This is a genomic window from Mycoavidus sp. HKI (assembly GCF_020023735.2).
In the GTDB taxonomy this organism is placed as follows: Bacteria; Pseudomonadota; Gammaproteobacteria; order Burkholderiales; family Burkholderiaceae; genus Mycoavidus.
Window position 1 is genome coordinate 36,707 of record NZ_CP076444.2, and the last position, 20,275, is coordinate 56,981.

At 61.6% G+C, this 20,275-nt stretch carries 2 protein-coding genes (1 of these 2 only partly in view); both read right to left on the reverse strand.

Annotated features, from left to right (window positions below):
• Positions 1-11,726 carry the 5' portion of an SDR family NAD(P)-dependent oxidoreductase gene (locus KMZ15_RS00060; RefSeq protein ID WP_223694823.1) on the reverse strand. Its footprint begins 7,081 nt before the window's first position, so 11,726 of the gene's 18,807 nt are visible here — the first part of the coding sequence; its start codon is at positions 11,724-11,726; the stop codon falls past the left edge of the window.
• A 2-nt stretch (positions 11,727-11,728) separates the two neighbouring features.
• The gene (locus KMZ15_RS00065; protein ID WP_223692865.1) at positions 11,729-20,269 is read right to left on the reverse strand and encodes a non-ribosomal peptide synthetase; all 8,541 of its coding nucleotides are present in this window, start codon (positions 20,267-20,269) and stop codon (positions 11,729-11,731) included.
• Positions 20,270-20,275: the final 6 nt, after the last annotated feature.

The window sequence follows — 20,275 nt, forward strand, 5'->3', positions numbered from 1 at the left end:
GCCGGCTGCACGCGCTCCGGCGCGATCTCACGAGCTGACAAGCCCGTCAGCCGGACGCGAAGCCGGCCACCTTCGTCATGTATATCTGCATTGACCTTGCGCGCTGCTCCCTCGCCGACAATCGTTAGGTGCGCCCACATCAGCGCGCTGGTCGGACCAAAGACATCAATGCGGTCGAGCGCGAACGGCACCCGTGACGGCAACGATCTATGCGCAGGGTCGGCAGCTTGCAGGAAGCAGCCGACCACAGCCTGCAACGCACCGTCGACAAGTGCCGGATACAACACATAGCGCAAACTATCTTCTGCGCTTGCGTCGGCAAACATCGCCGCGGCGAGTTCGTCGTGCGACCCGACGACTGGCAAGCGCAGAAGCGCGACGCACTCCGTGTCGCTAGCACAGTGGACGGCTTCGATCACCCGGAAACTGTCGCCATAAGCGAGCCCTGCGACCTGGAATGCATGGTAGCAGGCTGCGCCGTCGACAACCCGTGCATACCGCGCCTGGATGCCAGCGATATCGAGCAGGCGCTCATGCGCCGTGTCGACATGCTCAGTCGGCGTCTCAACGGATACCACGCCCTGACAATGCACGGTTTCGGACGCAACGTCGCCGTCATCGAGCCGGCTCGCGATCGTGAAAGAAAAAGCCTGGGCTGGTGCAAAGTCCCCTCCACTGAGCGGGGTCAGGCGCGTCTGCAGCACGCGTCGCTCGCCGTCGCTCCACACGAACGGCGCCGCCCAACCGATCTTGCTCAGCGACACGGCCTGAGCGCGCGCCCGCATGCTAGGCGAGATGGTCTGCTCAGTGGCAGCCAGCGCCATCTCCAGATAAGCCACGCCAGGCAGCATCCGGCTACCGTGAATCACGTGATCGGTGAAAAAGCGTTCCTGGCCGGAAAACGACGACACGAACCAGCGCGACGCCCCGTCCTGCTTCAGGTTGTGGAGCAGCGGATGGAGTTGGGCCTTAACCGTCCGCGCTGGTTGCACGGAGGCACCGGACTGGACCCAGTAGTGCTGATGCTCGAACGGATAGGTCGGTAACGCGTGACGCAGAGGCGCACGCTGCGGATAACGCAGGTGCCATGGCAGCGCGTAACCCTGGCGATAGAAATCGGCCAGCGCGCGCAACGCGTCCTGGTAGCTATCAGCGGCTGCGGGAGCAGATACGTTGCCACTGTCGACCAGATCATCGCCCAATTGCCGAACGAGTCCCTCGATCATTTTCTCGATCGTCGGCTGCGCGACCTGGTGCTGGTCCGATTTGCCGAGGAAAGCTTGCCCCTCAAACACTTCCAGCGGCAACTCATCGCCTTTGCCAGAGCGCGCCTTGGCAGGCAGGAGGCGTGCCGCCAGGAGCCGCTGCAAGACGTCGATCGCGGCTGCTCGATCAGATGCTATGACGGCGCAGCGATAGTCAAAATGATGACGCCCCTCGAACAGCGTGTAGCTCATCGCGGCGAGGTCGAGCGCAGGTTCTGCCGCTGCTAGGAAGTCAATCAGCTGCTGCGCGCGATCGCATAGTGATGAAATCGAGCGTGCCGACAACGGCAACAGATAAGCGGGTGCGGCCCTGAACCGTTGCTTCACCGGCCGCTCGTGAACAGCGAGATCACGCAGCACCACATGAGCATTGGTGCCGCTCATACCGAACGCACTCACCGCGCCGTAACGAGGCTGTTGTGCGTCAGCTGGCCACAGGCGTGCCGCAGTGTTAACAAAGAACGCACTGTCGTTCCAGTCAACAAAATCGTTAGGGGTTTCGAAATGCAGGCTTGGCGGAATGACACCATGCCGCAGCGCAGACAGCAGGCATAGCGTGCTCACCAGGCCAGAGGCCGCCAGCGTGTGGCCAAAATTCGTCTTGGTTGACGTTAACGCGCAGCGCGGGCCGGTAACGGACTTGCCGAAGACTTCGGCCAGTGCATTGATCTCGACCGCATCGCCGAGCGACGTGCCGGTACCATGCGTTACGACGTAGTCAATCTGCGCAGGCGATAAGCCGCAGGCCGCATAAGTGGCTTGCAACAGCTTGACCTGCGCGGCCCCACTCGGCGCAGTGATGCCATTAGTCTTGCCATCATAGTTGATTTGGCTGCCAGCAATCACCGCCAGGACTGAATCGCCTGCCGCCAAGGCGGCCGCTAGCGGCTTGATCACGAGGGCGGCCACCGCCTCGCCGGGGACGATGCCATTCGCCCGCTGGTCGAAAGTGCGACAGCGCCCGTCGGCCGACAGGATGCCCGCGTCGTTAAGACGGGTGAAGGACATCTCCGTCAGCATCAGGCTCGCGCTGCTGACGAGCGCCATTTCGCACTCCTTGAGCCGGAGACTCTGGCACGCTTGGTGCAGCGCAACAAGACCAGACGAGCACGCGGTGTTGATCGTCATCACCGGGCCATCGAAATCAAGCAGATAGGCAAGATGCGCCGCCGTGATCGCGCTGTGATGCGCGGTGATCGCACCGCCACCGCCTAACTGAAAATACTCGCCCTCCTCCAGCCCGACAAAGACGCCAACGCGCATTGAAGCAAGATGCCCAGGCCCAATCGCCGCATGCTCGAGGGCACGCCACGACTCTTCGAGCAGCAGGCGCTGACGCGGGTCCATCTCCTCGGCGGCGCGCGGCGTAATGCCGAAGAACAGTGGATCGAATTCACCCACACCCCGCATGGAACCACAGAAATAGCCAGGCGGTGCGTTGTCGCCCGTCACGGCATCTTGTCCATTGAGCAGGATTTGCCACATCTTATCGATCGAATCGGCCTGCGGAAAGCGACCGCTCGCCCCGATAATTGCGATCGGTTCGAGCGATATGTCATGCAATCGCTGGCCGCCGTCGGTTGCTGGCGACGACGCTGCGGGGGCAGCTTCCGGCGCAGCGCGGTGTGACACATAACGGGCCGCCAGATGCACGCAATGCTGGTTGACCAGATGTTTGGTGAGCTTGCTCAGCGTTGGATAGCTAAAGAATATCGCTGGCGTGACTGGCAGCTCAAACCGTTCCTGCATTTTTTTCGCCAGCCGTGAGAGGCTAATGGAATCGAAGCCGAACGTGTTCAGCGTGGCGTGAGACTCTAGCGCTTCAACAGGAACCTGGGACAGTTCACTCGCCAGCGCTTTTAGGTCTTGCAGCACCGGGCGCATGAGGTCAACCTCGGCGGCCAACTCTCGCGACCCTGGCGCCGGTTGGTCCGGTGCACTCATCGCAGCAACGCCCGCGGCCGCCTCATGGGATCCGGCCACCACGGCCGGGGTCAACATAAGCAGGCGTTCGAGCCGGCTCTCGTCCCCGCAGAGCAACGCGAGCTGCGTCAGATCGCTGCCCAGCAGCGCTTCGAAGCTCGTCAGGCCAAGGTCGGTCGACATCAGGGCCAAGCCGCTGCTCTCAAGGTACAAGGCGAGGCCGTTCGCCTGGTCCGAGCCGGCGACCGCTTGGACCGGCCCCATGCCACCTTCCTGCCACAGGGGCCAGCCGATGCAAAGGGTGCGTCCTTGCCGTTTCCGTTGCGCGACCAGCTCGTTGCGATAGAGCGCGTGCGCCATCAGAAAGCGGTTTGCCACGCTATAGCTGGCGGCTCCCATGTCGCCAAGCAAGCCAGCAATGGAACCAAAATAACACGCATAGACCAGCGGATCGTCCGCTGTCAACGCGTCAAGTATCTCAACGCCCGCGACCTTCGGCGCCAGGGTGGAGCGAAACTCGTCAGTGCTCGCCTCTAGCAATGACGGCCCCTCCTCGACACCCGCCGCATGTAAAAACGCATCAAACGGGCCAAAGATGGCCCTCGCCTCATCCACGGCGGTTTTCATAGCGACGCGGTCCGTAACGTCGGCTTGAGAATAACGAACCTGCGCGCCGTGGGCGCGCAGCCCATCCAACTGCTGCTCGAGTTCTGGCGTCGACCGCGAGCGGCCCGTCAGCGCCAGGCGGACAGCCGCACCATGCGTCTTCGCCAAATAAGCGGCAAACAGCAAGCCAAGGTGTCCGCTGCCACCTGTGATCAGCCAGGTTTTCGCCCGCGCAGACGGTAGCGCAGCGTCCGCGCGCGGCGCAGGCAGCGCAACCCGTTCGCGGCTGAGCTGAAGCCGCTCGTTGCCATCATAGAGAACGCTGCGCGAGTTGGCTGCGCGCCATTCGCGCAGCATGCGTTCAAGCTCGTTATGGGCCGAAGCGGCATCTTGCGACATACCGTTACCCAGGATGACCGTGAATAGTTCTGTCTCCGGCAACGTCTGACGAGTTGAGCGCTCAAGGCCAAGCCACGACTCCAGCCGACAGCGGTCGATTGCGCTCCAGCTTGCTCCGGCAAGGAGCACCCGCGCCGGAGCCTGATGGCCCCGGCAGAGCGCCTGCAGGACTGCGACGAATACTTCCAACCGGTCAACAAGTCCCGCCTCCTCAAGCGGCCAAAGATAGATTAGGCCCTCGATCTCGCCATGTGTCGCGACGATGCGCTGACAGACCTCAGCCAGCTGCTCCGGCCGATCAACATTCACGCTGTAACAATTGGTCTGCGTTTGAGTGCTGGGATATCGTGATAGGAAGAGCAAGCGAACCGAGGGCATCTGTGCCGCCACCAATTCGGCGAGCTGGGTTTGCCGGTCGGTATCAGATAGGCAGCAAAGTAGCACGCTCGGCCTAGCGCCGGTCACGGCCTGGTGGGTGCCTGGCAAGGGCGCGGGCCGCCACTGCTCGGCGATGCCAACCAGCGCTTGCGGGTGGTGCTTAACCGTTTCAACGCGGGGCTCGATTGCCCAATGACGGATGCGCTCGAATGGATAAGTGGGCAATGGCACACGACGCAGGTTCGACGCGCGTGGCAGCGCACGCCAATCAATCTTTACGTTAGGCTGTGCCGTCCAGTAGCCGGCGAGCGCGACCAAGTCGCGCGCCACCAGCGCCTGCTGCCAATTGGCATCGTCGCCAGTCGTGACGGAGGAAATTTCGTCCTCTGTCACGCCGACGTCGGGGCTAAGGCGAACAACTCCGTTCACCGATAAGCGGCCTGCCAAGACCTCCCGTAGACAGGCGGATAATGCTGCACTATCCGGTACCACGATGGCAAGACGATCGTTCAGTTGATCACGGCCGACCTGCAGCGTGTAAGCCAGCTCGGCAAGCGACAGATTCGGCGTGGTTTCAAGCTGAGAGGCCAGGCGGCGCACCGACTCCATCAGCCGGTCACGGTTCCTGGCCGAAAGCAGTATCAGTTGTTCACCGTGCTGCGTCGGCCGGGTCCGCGTCTCGATATATTCCTCTAGCACGACATGCGCATTAGCGCCGGAAAAACTCAGGCTGCTCACTCCTGCGCGGCGGGGAATCACGTTGCCATTTTGGTCGCGCAGCATATCCCAGGGCTGCAGGCGGTCAACTATGTAGAACGGGCTACCGTCCAGCCTGACGAATGGATTGACTTCGTCAAAATGCAGGGTCGCCGGCAACATGCCGTGCTGCATCGACAGCACAACCTTGAACAGCCCAGCCATGCCAGCGGCAGCCTCAAGGTGGCCGATGTTGGTTTTGACCGAGCCAAGACCGCAGCGATGCGCATACTGCGAAGCGCCGTGCCGCTCCGATAACGTCGCGAAGGCACTCTTGAGCCCATTGATTTCGATCGGGTCGCCAAGCGGTGTGCCGGTACCATGAGTTTCAATGTAGGTAATCGTAGTGGGATCGATGCCCGCCCGGGTGTAAGCGTCGACCAGCAGTGCCGCTTGCGCGACCGGGTTCGGTGCCGTAAGGGACGAGGCCCGCCCGCCATGGTTCTCCGCCGTGGCGCGAATGACTGCGTGGATCGTGTCACCGTCGCTCAGTGCCTTGGCGAGCGGCTTGAGCAGAACCGCGCCCGCACCTTCGCCGCGCACATAGCCGTTGGCCTGTCGGCTGAAGGTCTTACAACGGCCGTCGTTGCTCAACATACCCGCATCGCTAAACGATAGCGTCAGGAAAGGACTGAGCATCAAGTTGACCCCCCCCGCAATGGCCATTTCGCAGCCGTGATGCCGCATCGCCTCAACCGCTCGATGAAGAGCGATCAACGAACTAGAGCACGCGGTGTCGACCGGCTGGCTCGGCCCGTGAAGATCGAGCAGATAGGAGATCCGGCTAGCCAGCACCGAATGCGACAGGCCGGTCGACGAATAGGCGCTGACGGCCTGTCCAGAGTCCACCAGCAAGTTCAGGTAGTCGAGCGCCCCAACCCCCATGAAGACCGCCGTGTTGCTACCAGCCAGATCGGCGGTAGCGTAACCGGCGTTGCCGATCGCATTGAACACGACCTCCAGCACGATGCGCTGCGCGGGATCCATCAGCTTCGCCTCGTGTGGCGAGATATTGAAGTAGAGGCTATCGAATTTGTCAACATCCGCGATGAAGCCGCCCCACTTTGCCCGCGTTTTACCACTTTCGGCCGGGTCGCCGTACAAAGACTGCCAGCTCCAACGATCCGCGGGTACTTCGGAAATTAGGTCATGCGCCGCTGCCAGATGTGCCCAGAACTGCTCAAGGTCGGGAGAGTCTGGCAGGACACCCGCCATCCCGATGATGGCGATCGGCTCCACATTAGAAATGCCCTTCTCCGCCGCGCGCGGCGGTACCGAGACGTGAGACAGCACAACCGGCGCCTCGCGTGTCGCGGCCCCGTCCTGACGAACTGTCTGGTCGACCTGCAAACGATCCTGCGCGCCGTGGGCGCGCGGTACATCCAACTGCTGCTCGAGTGCTGGCGCGGCTTCGCCAGACATATTGCCGCCCCCACCGGGCGCGACGACGGCCGCTTCAGGATTGACGTCCAGCAGCGCAGACGCGACCGCATCGCGATAGTCGGCGGTGAGGAACGTACAGATCGTACTCAGAGTCTTATGCTCGAAGAACAGGGCCGGCGTGACGTCGATATCAAAGCGGAGGTTCAGCTTGTTAGCCAGCTCCACGTAGGTGATGGAATCGAAACCGTAGCTGTCGAGTGCGGCGGTGACATTGAAGGTCGACGAGTTCCGCTTGAGCACATCGCCCGCCAACGCTCTGAGCGTCGCTTCAAGCCGATCACGGGTCTCTGCCTGGACCGTTGTTGAGTCCTGCGCGTTGTCGGCAGCGCTGACGGCCAATGCCGAGGCAGGATTGCTCGCCTCAGGCGCCGTCTGCCGTCCAGTGAGGCCATGTTCTTGGTCAAGAAAAGAAGCCAGCGCCGCGACCGTCGTGTGTTCAAAGAAAAGCGCTGGCGTAACGTCGATGTCGTAGGCCCGGTTAATGCAATTGGCAAACTCTACATACGTGATCGAATCAAAGCCGTAGTCGGCTAACGACGTCTCGGGGCGAATTGTCCGCGCCGGCCGCTGCAGAATATCTTCCGCCATCGTGCAAAGCGCCGTATGAAATGCGGGCATCGCAACGCCGTTGACACCGTTCAATGCAGGCGTGGCAGCACTCTTGACAGCGGCCGATCGTTCGACCGGCGCGCCGATGGCTTTGGCAATCTTGTCAAAGTCGCCCGCCGCCACGCAGAGCGAAGAAGGATCGGTGTCCGCGACACCAAACAGGACATCAAACCCGTGCGCCAGCGACAACGGTTCGACCCCCATCACGCTTTTCATTAGTATTTCACCCTGCTCGCTGATCCGCATGCCACCGTCGCGCCAGTAAGGCCAGTTGATCGACAGCGTCTTGCCCGCACGCCGGCCTTCATCGCGCAAGCCATTGCGCCAGCTGGAGAAATGATCGAGAAACTCGTTCGCATAGGCATAGCTGGCCTGTCCGATCGAACCCGCGAGCGAAGAGATGGAGGAGAACAGAATTAGGAAATCCAACGGCTCGGACTTCGTCATCTCATCGAGGAGCATCGCGCCGCGGACTTTGGGCCCGACCACGCTCTCGATGGTGGCCAAGTCCTGCTTGGCCACCAGGCTGTCCCGCAGGGTCCCAGCGGCATGCAGAATACCATTCAGATGCGTGCCTTCCGACCGTATGATCCGGCCCAGACGTTCGACGTCATTAGCGTTGCTCACGTCGGCCTGCACATAGCGGAGCACGCCCGGCAGATTCTGCTGTTCAGCTCCGCTGATGGCATGTGCCACACGTTCGGGAGCAGACCGTCCACAGACCACCACCCGCGCGGCGTAGCGTCGGCGCAATTCGGCGGCAATGTGCATCCCGAGCGCACCGGCCCCCCCCGTAATCAGATAAGTCCCACCCTGACGGAACAGGCCGGGTTGTGCGGACGGTAACGCTTTGCTCAGGCGTTCCATCCGCCTGACCAGGCGGACCCCATGCCGATACTGCACGAGAGTTTCGCCCGCTTTCGACGGCGCACGCAATTCCCGCGCGATCAGGGTAACCGATTCGGCCGCCAACGGTTCTTGAAGCGCCAAGACACTGCACATCATTCCCGCTTGTTCTTGACGCAGCACACGGGCGAAGCCAGCGATGGCCAACTGCCGTGCCCCACCCATGCTTGCTTGCAGGTCTGTGACGCACAGCAACCGTGCGCGCTCGATTTTCTTGTCCCTCATTGTCTGTAACAGCAAGTAGAGTGATCGCAGCAAAGCGCCACCCTGGCTGTCAGCGCCGTCCGGATAAGCGTCGGGCAGAAACAGCAGCTGGAGGACCTCACCGAGGTTGAACCGGCTCACGAGCATCTCCCAGTCGACCCGCGACTCAGGATCGAGGTAGATTGTGCGGCCGCTCCGATCATGGTTGACTGGCTGGTGCCCATTGTTCACCAGCACGACATGCAAAAATTCTTGTCCTAACGCCGCCGTGAACTCGGCAATCGGTGTCACCGGCGACGAGAAGATGACAGTCTGCGCGCGCACCGACAGATCAGTGGAGGTGGCCAAGCCCGCTAGGCTCCACACCGGTTCGAATAGATGCGGACTGCTCTTCTTGCGCCGGCTGTATGGCCGGTACGAAAGATCTCGTAGCGCGGCCAGCACGCATCCGTCATCGTCCACGATGTCGATGTCAAAGCGCTTTTCCGCAAACTCAGTGGCGGCATGATTGCCTGCCACGCGCGCATGCGCATAGCAGTGCGCGGTCAGCGGCGCGTAAACGGTGATCTCGTTCAACGCATACGGGATATACAGCCTGCCGTCGGCGGACGGATCACCCAGCAGCCCAAGCAGGCTCTGCAAGGCACCGTCCATCAGCGACGGATGCAGCGTATAAGCGCCGAGATCATGGCGCAGCGCAGTCGGCAAGATCAGTCTAGCGAGTGATTCGGACTCGTTCCAATACAGCGTTTCCAGGGTGCGCAAACCTGGCCCATAGATCAGTTCGTTACGATCAAAAACGCGATAGCAATCAGCCGCCGGCCAAACCGTTGCACAGCGTGCCTTGATCGCGCGCAGATCCGCCACCGGCCTTTGTGCCGGAGCCGGCACAAAGCGCAGGCGGCCCTGCGAATAGAGTTGATCCTTGCCCGCTTCGTCACGACCACCGACGCGATAGGCCAAACCCGATGCAATCGACTCAAGTTCGATTTGCACAAACTTCGGCTGGTCGATCACGATTACGGGTCTCCGCCACGCAACGCCACGAATCTGCGTGAGCTGCCCCGCCGGGGCCGCGTGGCTGGCGGCACGTGCATGGCGCGACAAGACTTCGGCCGCAACCGCCATTTCCAGGTGCGAGACGCCCAACAAAGTGGGGGCGCCGTCCACAATGTGGTCTTTTAGGTAAACATCCTCGCGGGTAAAACGATAGCCAAAGCGTGGCCGGTCCGTTGTCGACAGATCGGTAGCGAGAATCGGATGCAGCTGGCCCTGGCTCTCGTGTAGCGATGGTTCGCCCGCGGGCTGACCGGTGTGTGCCAAATGCGAGGGCTTACTGGCGGGCCAGTACCGTTCGTCGGCGAAAGGATAGCTCGGTACCGGTACCCGCCGTACCGTGCCCGCCTGATGGTAAGCAGCCCAGTCCACGCTCATGTCTGCCACCCAGGCGCGGGCGAGGCGCACAGCATCATCGCATGTTCCCGGCCGCAGCGGTGCTTGCTCCAACTCCGCAGACGATAGCTGAGAGGCTTGCTCGCGGCCCACGAAGAGCGCCTCGTCGCGCTCCCCGTCTAGGAAGCGCTGCAAGCCGATCTCGATCTCATCTAACGTGCTACAGATGAGCGCAAGGCGCGCATTCATCGCGCTACGCCCGACCTGCAGCGTGTAGACTAGGTCAGCGAAGCTGGGCAGCTCAGGCGCCGTCCGCAGCCATCTGCACCAACGCTCGGCATAGGCCCGTAGCCGCTCCGGCGTGCGCGCGGAGAGGACCAGCACCTGGCCGGCCGCGCTCGCCGACGTGCGAGGTGCGCGCCGGTCATCGACATACTCTTCCAACACCAGGTGGGCGTTGGTGCCACTGAACCCCAACGCGGTTACACCCGCGCGGCGCGGATGGGCAGTCGGCGCTGCCCACCGCTGCAACGACGGGATGGTATGAAACGGACTGTTGGCGAAATCGATCAGCTGATTGGGCTGCTGAAGATGCAAGGACGGTGGCAAGGTCTTACGACTCAGGCACAAAACCGTCTTGATCAATGCGGTAATACCGGCGGCGATTTGCGCATGACCGATATTGGTTTTGACCGAGCCGATCGCGCAGAACTGCTTTTTCGCCGTCTGCTCGCGAAACACGGCCGTCAGCGCCTCGAGTTCGATCGGGTCGCCCAGTCGCGTGCCCGTGCCGTGCGCTTCGATGTAGCCGACTGTTTCGGGATGAACGCCCGCGCGCGCCTGCACCTCGGCGATCAGCGCCGCCTGCGCATACGCGCTCGGCACGGTGATGCCCGGCGTCTTACCATCTTGGTTAATGCCCGAACCGCGGATCACCGCGTGAATCGTGTCGCCGTCGCGTTGTGCATCAGATAGGCGTTTAAGCACCACGACACCAACGCTCTCGGATAACACGATACCGTTGGCGTGATCGTCGAAAGTTTTACATTGGCCATCCGGCGACAACATACCGAGCCGCGATGCCTGGACGAACAATGCTGGGGTACTGAACAGCATCACTCCGCCCGCCAGCGCTACATCGCAGGTACCGCTCGAGAGACTTTCAGCCGCCATGTGCACCGCCACCAGCGACGACGAACATGCCGTGTCGACCGCAACAGCTGGGCCTTTCAGGTTGAGGAAGTAGGAGAGCCGGCCAGCCAGGATCGAAGCGGTGTTGCCAGTGAGGCTGTAAGCGTCGGTCGGCACTAATGTGTCACGCAGGTGCGTCAGGTAATCGCCCGTGACGCAGCCGACGAAGGCACCACACTTCACGTTGGCCCAGCTGTCCGGCGCATAGCCCGCATGTTCGATCGCACACCAGGATTCTTGTAGGAACAAGCGCTGCTGCGGATCCATCAGGAGCGCCTCGCGCGGGCTGATATTGAAAAAGTCCGCATCAAAACCCGTGATGTCGTCGAGCAGGCCCGCCCACTTGCTGTAGCTCTTATCGGCGATGGTCCGATCCGGATCGTAAAAGCCCGCACTGTCCCAACGCGCCGGCGGGATCGGAATAACGCTGTTGCGCCCGGCGCTTAGATTATCCCAGAACGCATCGGTGTCGTTCGCGCCGGGGAAACGTCCCGCCATGCCGACGATCGCGATGTCCGCCCAGCCGGTTGGGTCGTGGGCCGGGCGGGACGCTTGCGCCTTGCTGCCGACCAACAAATTAAGCAAATCCCGCCCCTGTGCGGGCGAAAGGTGACCATCTTGAATGAGACGTAGGATATCGGTAGTAATAGACATATTCACAGAAACTCTTCAATTAGGCGGTTGGCATGATCAATGCTGAGTTCTGCGCGCTGGACGCGCATGAGAATATCGAGTAACGGGTCGCTGGTGTCGGACGTTATGCACTCAGCGTACTCTTCAGGCGCAGATGCGACACCCTGCGTAGCCGTTTGCAAGGTGGTCGCGTTAGCCAGCGTGCGAACTTGGTTGGAAAACGCGTTCAGCGTTGGATGCTCAAACAGCAAGCTGACCGGAACCACCAGCTCCATATCGCGCCGCAGCAGGTACATCAGCCGCGATGCTGTGAACGAGGTGCCGCCGGAGTGGAAGAAATGGCAGTCGTGCGCGACCTGATCGAGTTGCAGGACATCCCCCCAAATTTTGGCGAGGCGGGTGTCGCCAGGTGCCGTCGTGTTCTGCCTTCGCGCCGGGGCAGCCGCCACCGGCACGTCGGGTTGCGGCAAGGCCTTGCGGTCAACCTTGTTGTTCGGCGTCAGCGGCAACGCGTCGAGCGCCATGAAGATCGACGGCACCATATAGGCCGGCAAGGCTCGAGCCAGACGCTCTCGCAGCTCGGAGCGCAGCGCATCGGTCAGTGGCGTTTTATTCACCAGCACCAGATAGGCGGTCAGGACGTGTTCCAAACTGCCGTCGACCGAACGATTGCAGACGGTGACAACGCAATCGGCAATCCGCTGGTCGGCACGAATCACGTGCTCGATCTCGCCCGCCTCGACGCGGAAACCACGAATCTTGAGCTGATTGTCTGCTCGCCCGTGAAACACCAGCTGTCCATCGGACATTAGCCTAGCCTGGTCCCCGCTACGGTACAACAGGCCTGCACCGGTCCTGACGAATTTCTCCGCGTTCAACTCGGGGCGGTTGAGATAGCCCACCGCCACGCCGTCGCCGCCGATGCATAGCTCGCCGATCATCCCGTTCGGCACCGGCTTGAGTTCATCATCGAGGATATAGATACTGGTGTTGGCAATCGGTTCGCCGATTGGCTCGATCGCATGGTCGCCGTCAGCGACGACTCTAGCGATGCAGGACCAAATGGTGGTTTCGGTCGGCCCGTAGAGATTCCACACGTGCGTGCTACAGCGCAAGAGGCGCAACGCGAGGACGCGTGATAAAGGTTCGCCACCACACAGGATGGTGAGCCCCGGCTCGCCCTCCCAGCCGGACTCGAGCAACATCTGCCAGGTGGTCGGGGTGGCTTGCATCATCGTGATTTGATGATCCCGCAGCAGCCGTTGCAAGGCAAACCCGTCCATCGCGTCCTCACGCGAGGCCAGCACCACGGTCGCACCGGTAATCAGCGGCAGGTATATCTCGAGGCCGGCGATGTCGAAGGAAATGGTGGTCACCGCGAGCAGCCTGTCTTGCTCCAAAATGCCCGGCTTGTCACGCATCGACTGCAAAAAATTGCTCAGCGCGCGGTGCGAAATCTGGATGCCTTTGGGGCGCCCGGTCGAGCCGGAGGTATAAATCACATAAGCAATATCATCCATGTCGCCCGGCGCAGACAGATTCCCGCCGTGACGGCGTGAGATTCCGTCCGCCTCGGCAGCGAGATCGATCAGCGACGCACGGTCGAAGCGCAAGCCCACCGGCAGCGAGCTCGCCTGGTCCGTGACGACAAACGCGGGTACCGCGTCGTCGAGCATCAGTTGCAGCCGATCGACTGGAAACATCGGGTCCATTGGGACATAGGTTCCGCCCGCCTTCAGCACGGCCAAGAGCGTCGCAATCACGTCGGCGGAGCGCTGCATGCAAATCCCCACCCGCTGCCCCAACGCCAGCCCGCGCGCACGGAGATGCCGAGCGAGGCGATTGGCCCGCTCGTTGAGCTCTGCATAGGTCCAGGTCCTCACGCTGTCGACCACGGCATGCGCATTGGCAAGCTGTCCGGTCTGACGCTCAAAAAGCTGCGTCACGGTCAGGCCAGAAGGGGGGATAAAGGGCCCTTCAAGATGCAGCGTGCCGCCGCTGAAGTCTTGTGCCGACACGATCGGCAATGCGCGCACAGGCGTTTGCGGATGCTCGATACAGCCCGCCAACAAAGTGACAAAACTATCGCGTATCCGCGTCATCGTGGCCGGCGCGAACAGGTCCGAATTAAACTTGAGCACACCGACGTAGCGTTCGTCGATCTCCGTCATTTCGAGGCAGATGTCCGTCTGTCCTTCCTGCTGGGCAAACGCGACCGACTCCAGTTGTAAGTCTTGGTGGCGGATCGCGAGCGCCGCTTCGGGCGACAAGATGCGGACCAACTCGCCCGTATTGTGTGCCTTCTGATAGACAAACTCGGCCTGGAACAGCGGTGCCCGCCCGCCTTCCCTGCTGGGATTGAGATGTTGGACCAAAATCGAAAACGGCGTGCGCTGATTTTCAAGCGCATCCAGGACCACCCGTTGCTGCTGTTGCAAGAAAACATCAAACGCCGGGTTCTCGCCCAAGTCTGCCGTCAGCACGACCGAGTTAATAAAATAGCCGACCAGATCCGTGTAGCGCTCGTCGATGCGGCCGGAAACAGGCGAGCCGACCCAGATCTTGCGGTCGCCAGAATACCGTCCTAGTAAGCATTGATACGCCGCCAGCAAAGTGGTAAAGGGCGTCACCCCCTGCTGCCGCGCGAATTGCTTGAGCGCATTGCTGAGGGTCGCGTTGCAAACGACGGGAATAGACGCACCGTTGAAGGTCTGGACCGCTGGGCGCGGATAATCGGTCGGCAAATTCAAGAGCGGAATCTCGCCGTCCAGTTGGCGTTGCCAGAACGCCAATTGCTGCCCCCCTGCCTCCGACTTTAGAAAGCGCGCCTCTTCGTGCGCAAAGTCGGCAAACGTGCGCGGCAACTCGGCGAGGGCCGGCGTCTGGCCACGGCACAGCGCGCCGTAACTGGCGAGCAGCTCCTCCAGCAACACCCATTGGCTCCAAGCATCGGAGACAAGATGGTGTACCGTCCAAAGCACGAAGGCGTCACGCTCGCCGAGGACGAACAGGCGCATCCGGCTCAATGCATCCCGCGTCAAGTCAAACGGCCGGCGGTGCGCTTCCTGCATCGCCTCTAACACCTGTTGCAGGGTCTGCCCCGCGCAATCAAGGTGGCGGAAATCCGGCTCGAGCTGTGTCCGCACGCTCTGCACCGGACGCCCCTCCTCTTCGTGGAAGCGAGCGCGCAACGCCGGATGACGCCGCATCAGGCCGGCATAGCTCTGCTCTAGCGCCCGCACATCGAGCGGCGAACGCACGCGGAAAGCCACCGCGATGTGGTAAGCCGAGCTCGTCTCGTTGAATTGGTGGAGAAACCACAGCGCATGTTGACCGCATGTCATTGGCCAGGCACCGGCAGCTGTCTCATCATTCGGTAGCACGGCGAATGGATTAAGATAGGGATCCGGGTAAGCTTCACCTTTTGCTGGCAGCGGCGCAACGGCAATCGAAGGCGCCGCATCTGACGGCGGACGGAAACTGGGTGCGAGCACAGCAGTAGGCTCATCGGTAGCGAACGTCGCTGAATTTTCGGCCAGCCTGTCGCGCTCGGCGGCGGTCCGTGCGGGCAGGTAATCCGCCTCGAAATGGGCGGCAAACTCGCTCAGCGTCGGATGCCTTAACAAAGTCGCCGGCTGCACCGATACATCGAAGGAGTCGTTGATCTTGTTAATCAACATCATCGCGTTGATGGAGTCGAGACCATACCGCATCAGGTTCTCATCCGGATCAATATCGGCTGGCTCCAGCTTGAGGAGTGCGGCCAGTTCGGCGAGCACCCTGCCCCTCACACCACCCGCCCCTTCAACCACCGTATTCGTTTTGCTGGCCGCTGCAGCAGGCCGGTCGATCAGTGGCGGCACAGCCACTCTGTGGGTCAGGCATTCCGGCCAGTTTGCCTCGATCGTTGCGGCGCGTCCTCGAACCACGACCAGTTGGTCGGATTTCGTATCATCGATGCTTGAGAGGCAGGCCTCGAGCGCGTCCAACCCCGTTTCGGCATCAAGCGGCACTAGGCCGTGGCCACGTTCGAGATAACGCACTTTCGACTCATCAAGCTCCATCCCGCCGTCGCGCCAAAGCGTCCAGTTGATGGCCAGCGTTCGCCCGTGGCGTAGACCGGCGCGCACCAGCGACTGGCGCTGTGCAGCGAAGCCGTCGAGAAAGCGATTGGCATACGCGTAGTCGGTCTGGCCGGCGAACCGCATGACCGACGCGATTGACGAATAGAGCACAAACATGTCGAGCGCTTCATGCTGCGTCGCCTGGTCGAGTAGGATTGCGCCCAGCACCTTTGGCTCGACGATCTGCGCGATCGCTGCTGCCGTCTTGTCGACCACGGCGGCATTCGCCATCGCACCAGCACAGTGGAACACGCCATTGATGCGCTGGCAGCGCGCCTTGACGGTGTCGACCAGCGCAGCGACGCTATCCGCGCGGGTAATATCCGCCACCACGTAGTGCGCACGCGTTTCTTCTAACGCGAGGATTCTTGCCCGCGTTTGCTCCGGCAGCCGTGCAAACGGGGTTCTGCCAGCGAGCACGACCTGCGCATCGTAACGTCGCACCAGCATCTCAGCCAGCAACAGCCCGAGGCCACCCGCCCCGCCCGAAATCAGATAAGTGCCGCCGGTGCGCAAGCCGCTTACACTGACCGGACTGCCACCGCTCGCCGTCGGCGCTGCATCAGCCGGCTCCGTCGCAGCGTTGGTCACACATTTTGCAGTCAAGACGAAGCGCCGATCCTTGGCATAACGGATCTCAACCGCCTCGCCCGGATGGTGAGGAATCACGAGTTCACGCTGCAACAGCGCGCCGACGTTCGCGAGCGCGTGCGCGCCCATTGCCTCATAGCCAATCGAGCGAACTAACAGTTCAGGTTGTTCGGCCGCGAGGCTGCGCAGCAGTCCACCCATCGCTAAATAGGCGGGCACCGCGTTGCCACTCGCGTGGGCATGAAAGTAAAAAAGCCGGCTCTGCTTGAACGCGCGCTGCCGAACAAACTGCTGGCCGATCTGCATGAGAGAATAGAGACTGCGCGCCAGTTGATCCGCAACGGCCACCCTGCCTGCGTCAGCGGGATCATCGGCCAGCGCCCAACAGTGCGCAGTCGTCAGCAGCTGTCCCGGCTGCGTGACCTCGTTCCAAAGCCGCGCATAATCAGCGGCGGATTGCGGAGCGATCTCGTAGCAGCGCTCGCCCGCTGCGCGAAATCTGCTTCCCGGATACACTACAATATCGTGTTCCCGGGTGATCCCATCTCGCGACACGCCTGCTGGTAAGAACACGAGCCGCAGCTCATCGGGCAGCGCGGCTACCGCCGCAACGTTAGACGGGGCTTCAGCCCAGTCCAACCGGTAGAGATGGAAAGGGACATCAGCCGCCGCCTGTGCGCCACGGTCAGTCTTGATGGGCCGAAGCATCAGGTCGTCTACTCGGACCAGCAGTTTGCCCGACTCGTCGACCATCACGATGGAGAAATGCGCGTTCTCGTCGTCGATATGCTTGAGCGTGGCGATGCTGTAAAAGCGCGCGGGCAAGCCGTCGAACACAGTGATCTCGGCAAGCGCGTACGGGATGTAGGTGCGGCTTGGGTCCTGCTCCTCGCAAAAGCGAATACAAGGTTGGAAAGCGCTATCGAGCAAGCCAGGATGCAGCACAAAGCCGTCGAGAAGCCGGTAATGACCTGCCAACGTAGCGTTCCCCTGCACGTCGGCCTCAGCTCTGTCATCGCCGGGCCGTTCAATGTACGCGATGATGTCACGTCCGCTTTGATGGAGCGTGCGGATGCCACGAAAGGTAGGACCATAGGCGAAACCCTGCGCCTTAAACCGCTGGTAGCAGCTCTCCTGTCGGTCGAGCAGCGCTGCACCGGTCAAGCGCGCGTCCGGCGCATGCCGCTCGAGGGGCGGAGTCGCGCCCAACACCAACTCGCCCTGCGCACACAGTTGCTCCGCCCCGTCAGAACGCTCGTAGATGCTAAAGCCGGTCCGCCCATTCTTCCGCTCGAGGCGGATCACCAGCGTCGCTGGTGCCGTATCCACCTGGAACGGTCTTAACCAGACGATGTTCTTCAGGCCCGCGACTCGCTCACCACTCGCCACACAGCCAGCAGCGCAGGCCATGTCGAGATAGGCAACCCCAGGCAAGATCTTGTGTCCCGCGATGACATGGTCAGCAAAATAAAACTCGCTGCCGTTAAACGTAGAGCTAAACACGACATGGTCAAAGGTGGAGAGATTTGACTGAAGCAACGGCGAGATAGCGCTATGCTCGTCGCGCCGCCTGGCGGGCTGGAAAACCGGCATATCGCACAGGCGCGGCTCGAACGGATAGGTCGGCAGGCTGATCCGGCGCGCGGCGTCCTTGCGCCACGCTTGATGGTTGCACCAATCAAAGCCGTATTGGACCCAGCATCTCGCCACTGCTTCGAGCTTGCCACCTGCCAGCCAGCGATCGACCAGCACCGGAATATCGTCCTTCCCGATCAGCATAGTGCCGTCCCGCGCCGAGCAGCCGTGGAACACCGTCGCACTGTTCGCCTGTCCTTTTAAGAATGCCATGAGCCCGGACGACAGCTCGTCGAGCGACGCCGCCACAATCGCCAGACGCTGTCCAAACGTCATCCGACCGACTTGCAGCGTATAGGCGATATCGTCAATGCGTAGCCGCTCACCCTCGCTCGCAGGACGACGAATGGCGGCCAATAGCGCTTCGGCGTAAGCGCATAGACGCTCTTCATTCTGGGCGGACAGCACGACGACTTCGGGCGTGCTGGCCATGACTGAACGCGGGGTGGCCGGATACTCCTCCAGCACGACGTAGGCATTGGTGCCGCTAAAACCAAACGAACTGACAGCAGCGCGCCGAGCGTCTGGGCCTGCCGGCCAGTCTTGCGCAACCGTATTGATAAAAAATGGCGAGTCATCAAGCGCAATGTGCTCGTTGAGCGTCTCAAAATGGATCGTCGGCGGCAAGGTGCGGTGCTTGAGCGCCAGCAGCGCCTTCAAGAAGCCCGCGACACCGGCAGCGGCCAACAGATGTCCCATGTTGCTCTTCACCGAACCGAGCGCGCAATAGCCAACGTCGGCGGTGAACGGACGAAAGGCGTCAATGAGCGCAGCCACTTCGATCGGATCGCCCAGCTTAGTGCCAGAACCATGTGCCTCCACCAGCCCGATCGAACGCGGATCAATCGCAAACTTGCGGAACACGGCCTCCTGCAGATCGCGTTGCGATGTCTGGCTCGGTGCCGTGATGCCATTGGTCTTGCCGTCCTGGTTGACACCCCAGCCAATCAGCGTACCGTAGATGTGATCATTGTCGCGCAGCGCATCAGCAACGCGCTTGAGCGCTACCACCCCGATGCCCTCGCCCGGCACAAAGCCGTTGGCGCGCTGATCGAAGCTGAAGCAGCGGCCGTCGGGCGACAGCATGCCGGCTTGGCTCGCCATGATGTGAATTGACGGGTCTACCATCACCGACACCCCCCCCGCCAGGGCCAGGTCGCTGCTGCCCAGCACTAGGCTATCGCAGGCTTGCGCGATCGCGACGAGCGACGCAGAACAGGCGGTATCGATGGTCAGACATGGGCCGCGCAGATCGAGCAAGTAAGCGATACGCGCGGCAAGAATCGACGGGCTCGCGCCCAGAAACCCCGCCGCACTCAGATCATTGCCGTTCTGGCTTTGGCCATAGGTACCGCAGCCGACGAACACACCGCACTTGCTGCCCGCTAGCGTGTCGGGACGGTAGCCCGCATCTTCGAGGCAATGCCAAGCCTCTTGCAGAAACAGCCGTTGCTGCGGATCCATGCAGTTCGCATCAGCCGGGGAAATACTGAAGAAGAGCGGATCGAACTGGTCGATGTCGTCGAGTGCTCCAAGCCAGTCGGAATAGGCTCGGTCTGGCTGGCGGAGCGGGCTGTAGGCGACGGACATGTTCCAGTACTTGCGCGACACGTGACTGATGCAATCCCGTCCTTCGATGATTGCTTGCCAAAATTCCGTGGTGTTCCTGGCCCGCGGAAAACGCCCCGATAAACCGACGATTGCGATCGCTGTCTGGTCGTGCTTGACGCTCATGTTTTGCGCGACACGCGGGTTCAACTGCGTCGCAGACGCAGGATCACTGCCGGCCATCACGGACCGGTTGCTGTCAGGGGCCTTCGTCTTAAGGAAAGGAGTAACGCGGAGCTTAGGCCCCACGTTCACGCCGTCACCCGTTGTCGAGGCTAACGCAGGCCTAGCGGATTTACCTCGCCTGCCGAACCTCATGGGAGCTTTAGTGGCTGAGGTCGCACCCGCCGCTTGCGCGGTGAGCTCTTCCCGTATCCGCCCAGCGAGCTTGTCGAGGGTCGGGTAGCTATAGGCCCTCACCGCTGGCATGATCAAACCGTAGGCTTCATTAACGCGCGCCATCCATATCACGCCGATACGCGAGGTCAAGCCGAGTTCAAAGAATGTCTTGTGTTCGCTGATCTCCGCCGCTGGCACACCGAGCGCGTCTGCTAACAGATCGCGAATGACGGCTACGATTGATTGAGAGTCCTGGCTGACAGGCATCTAATT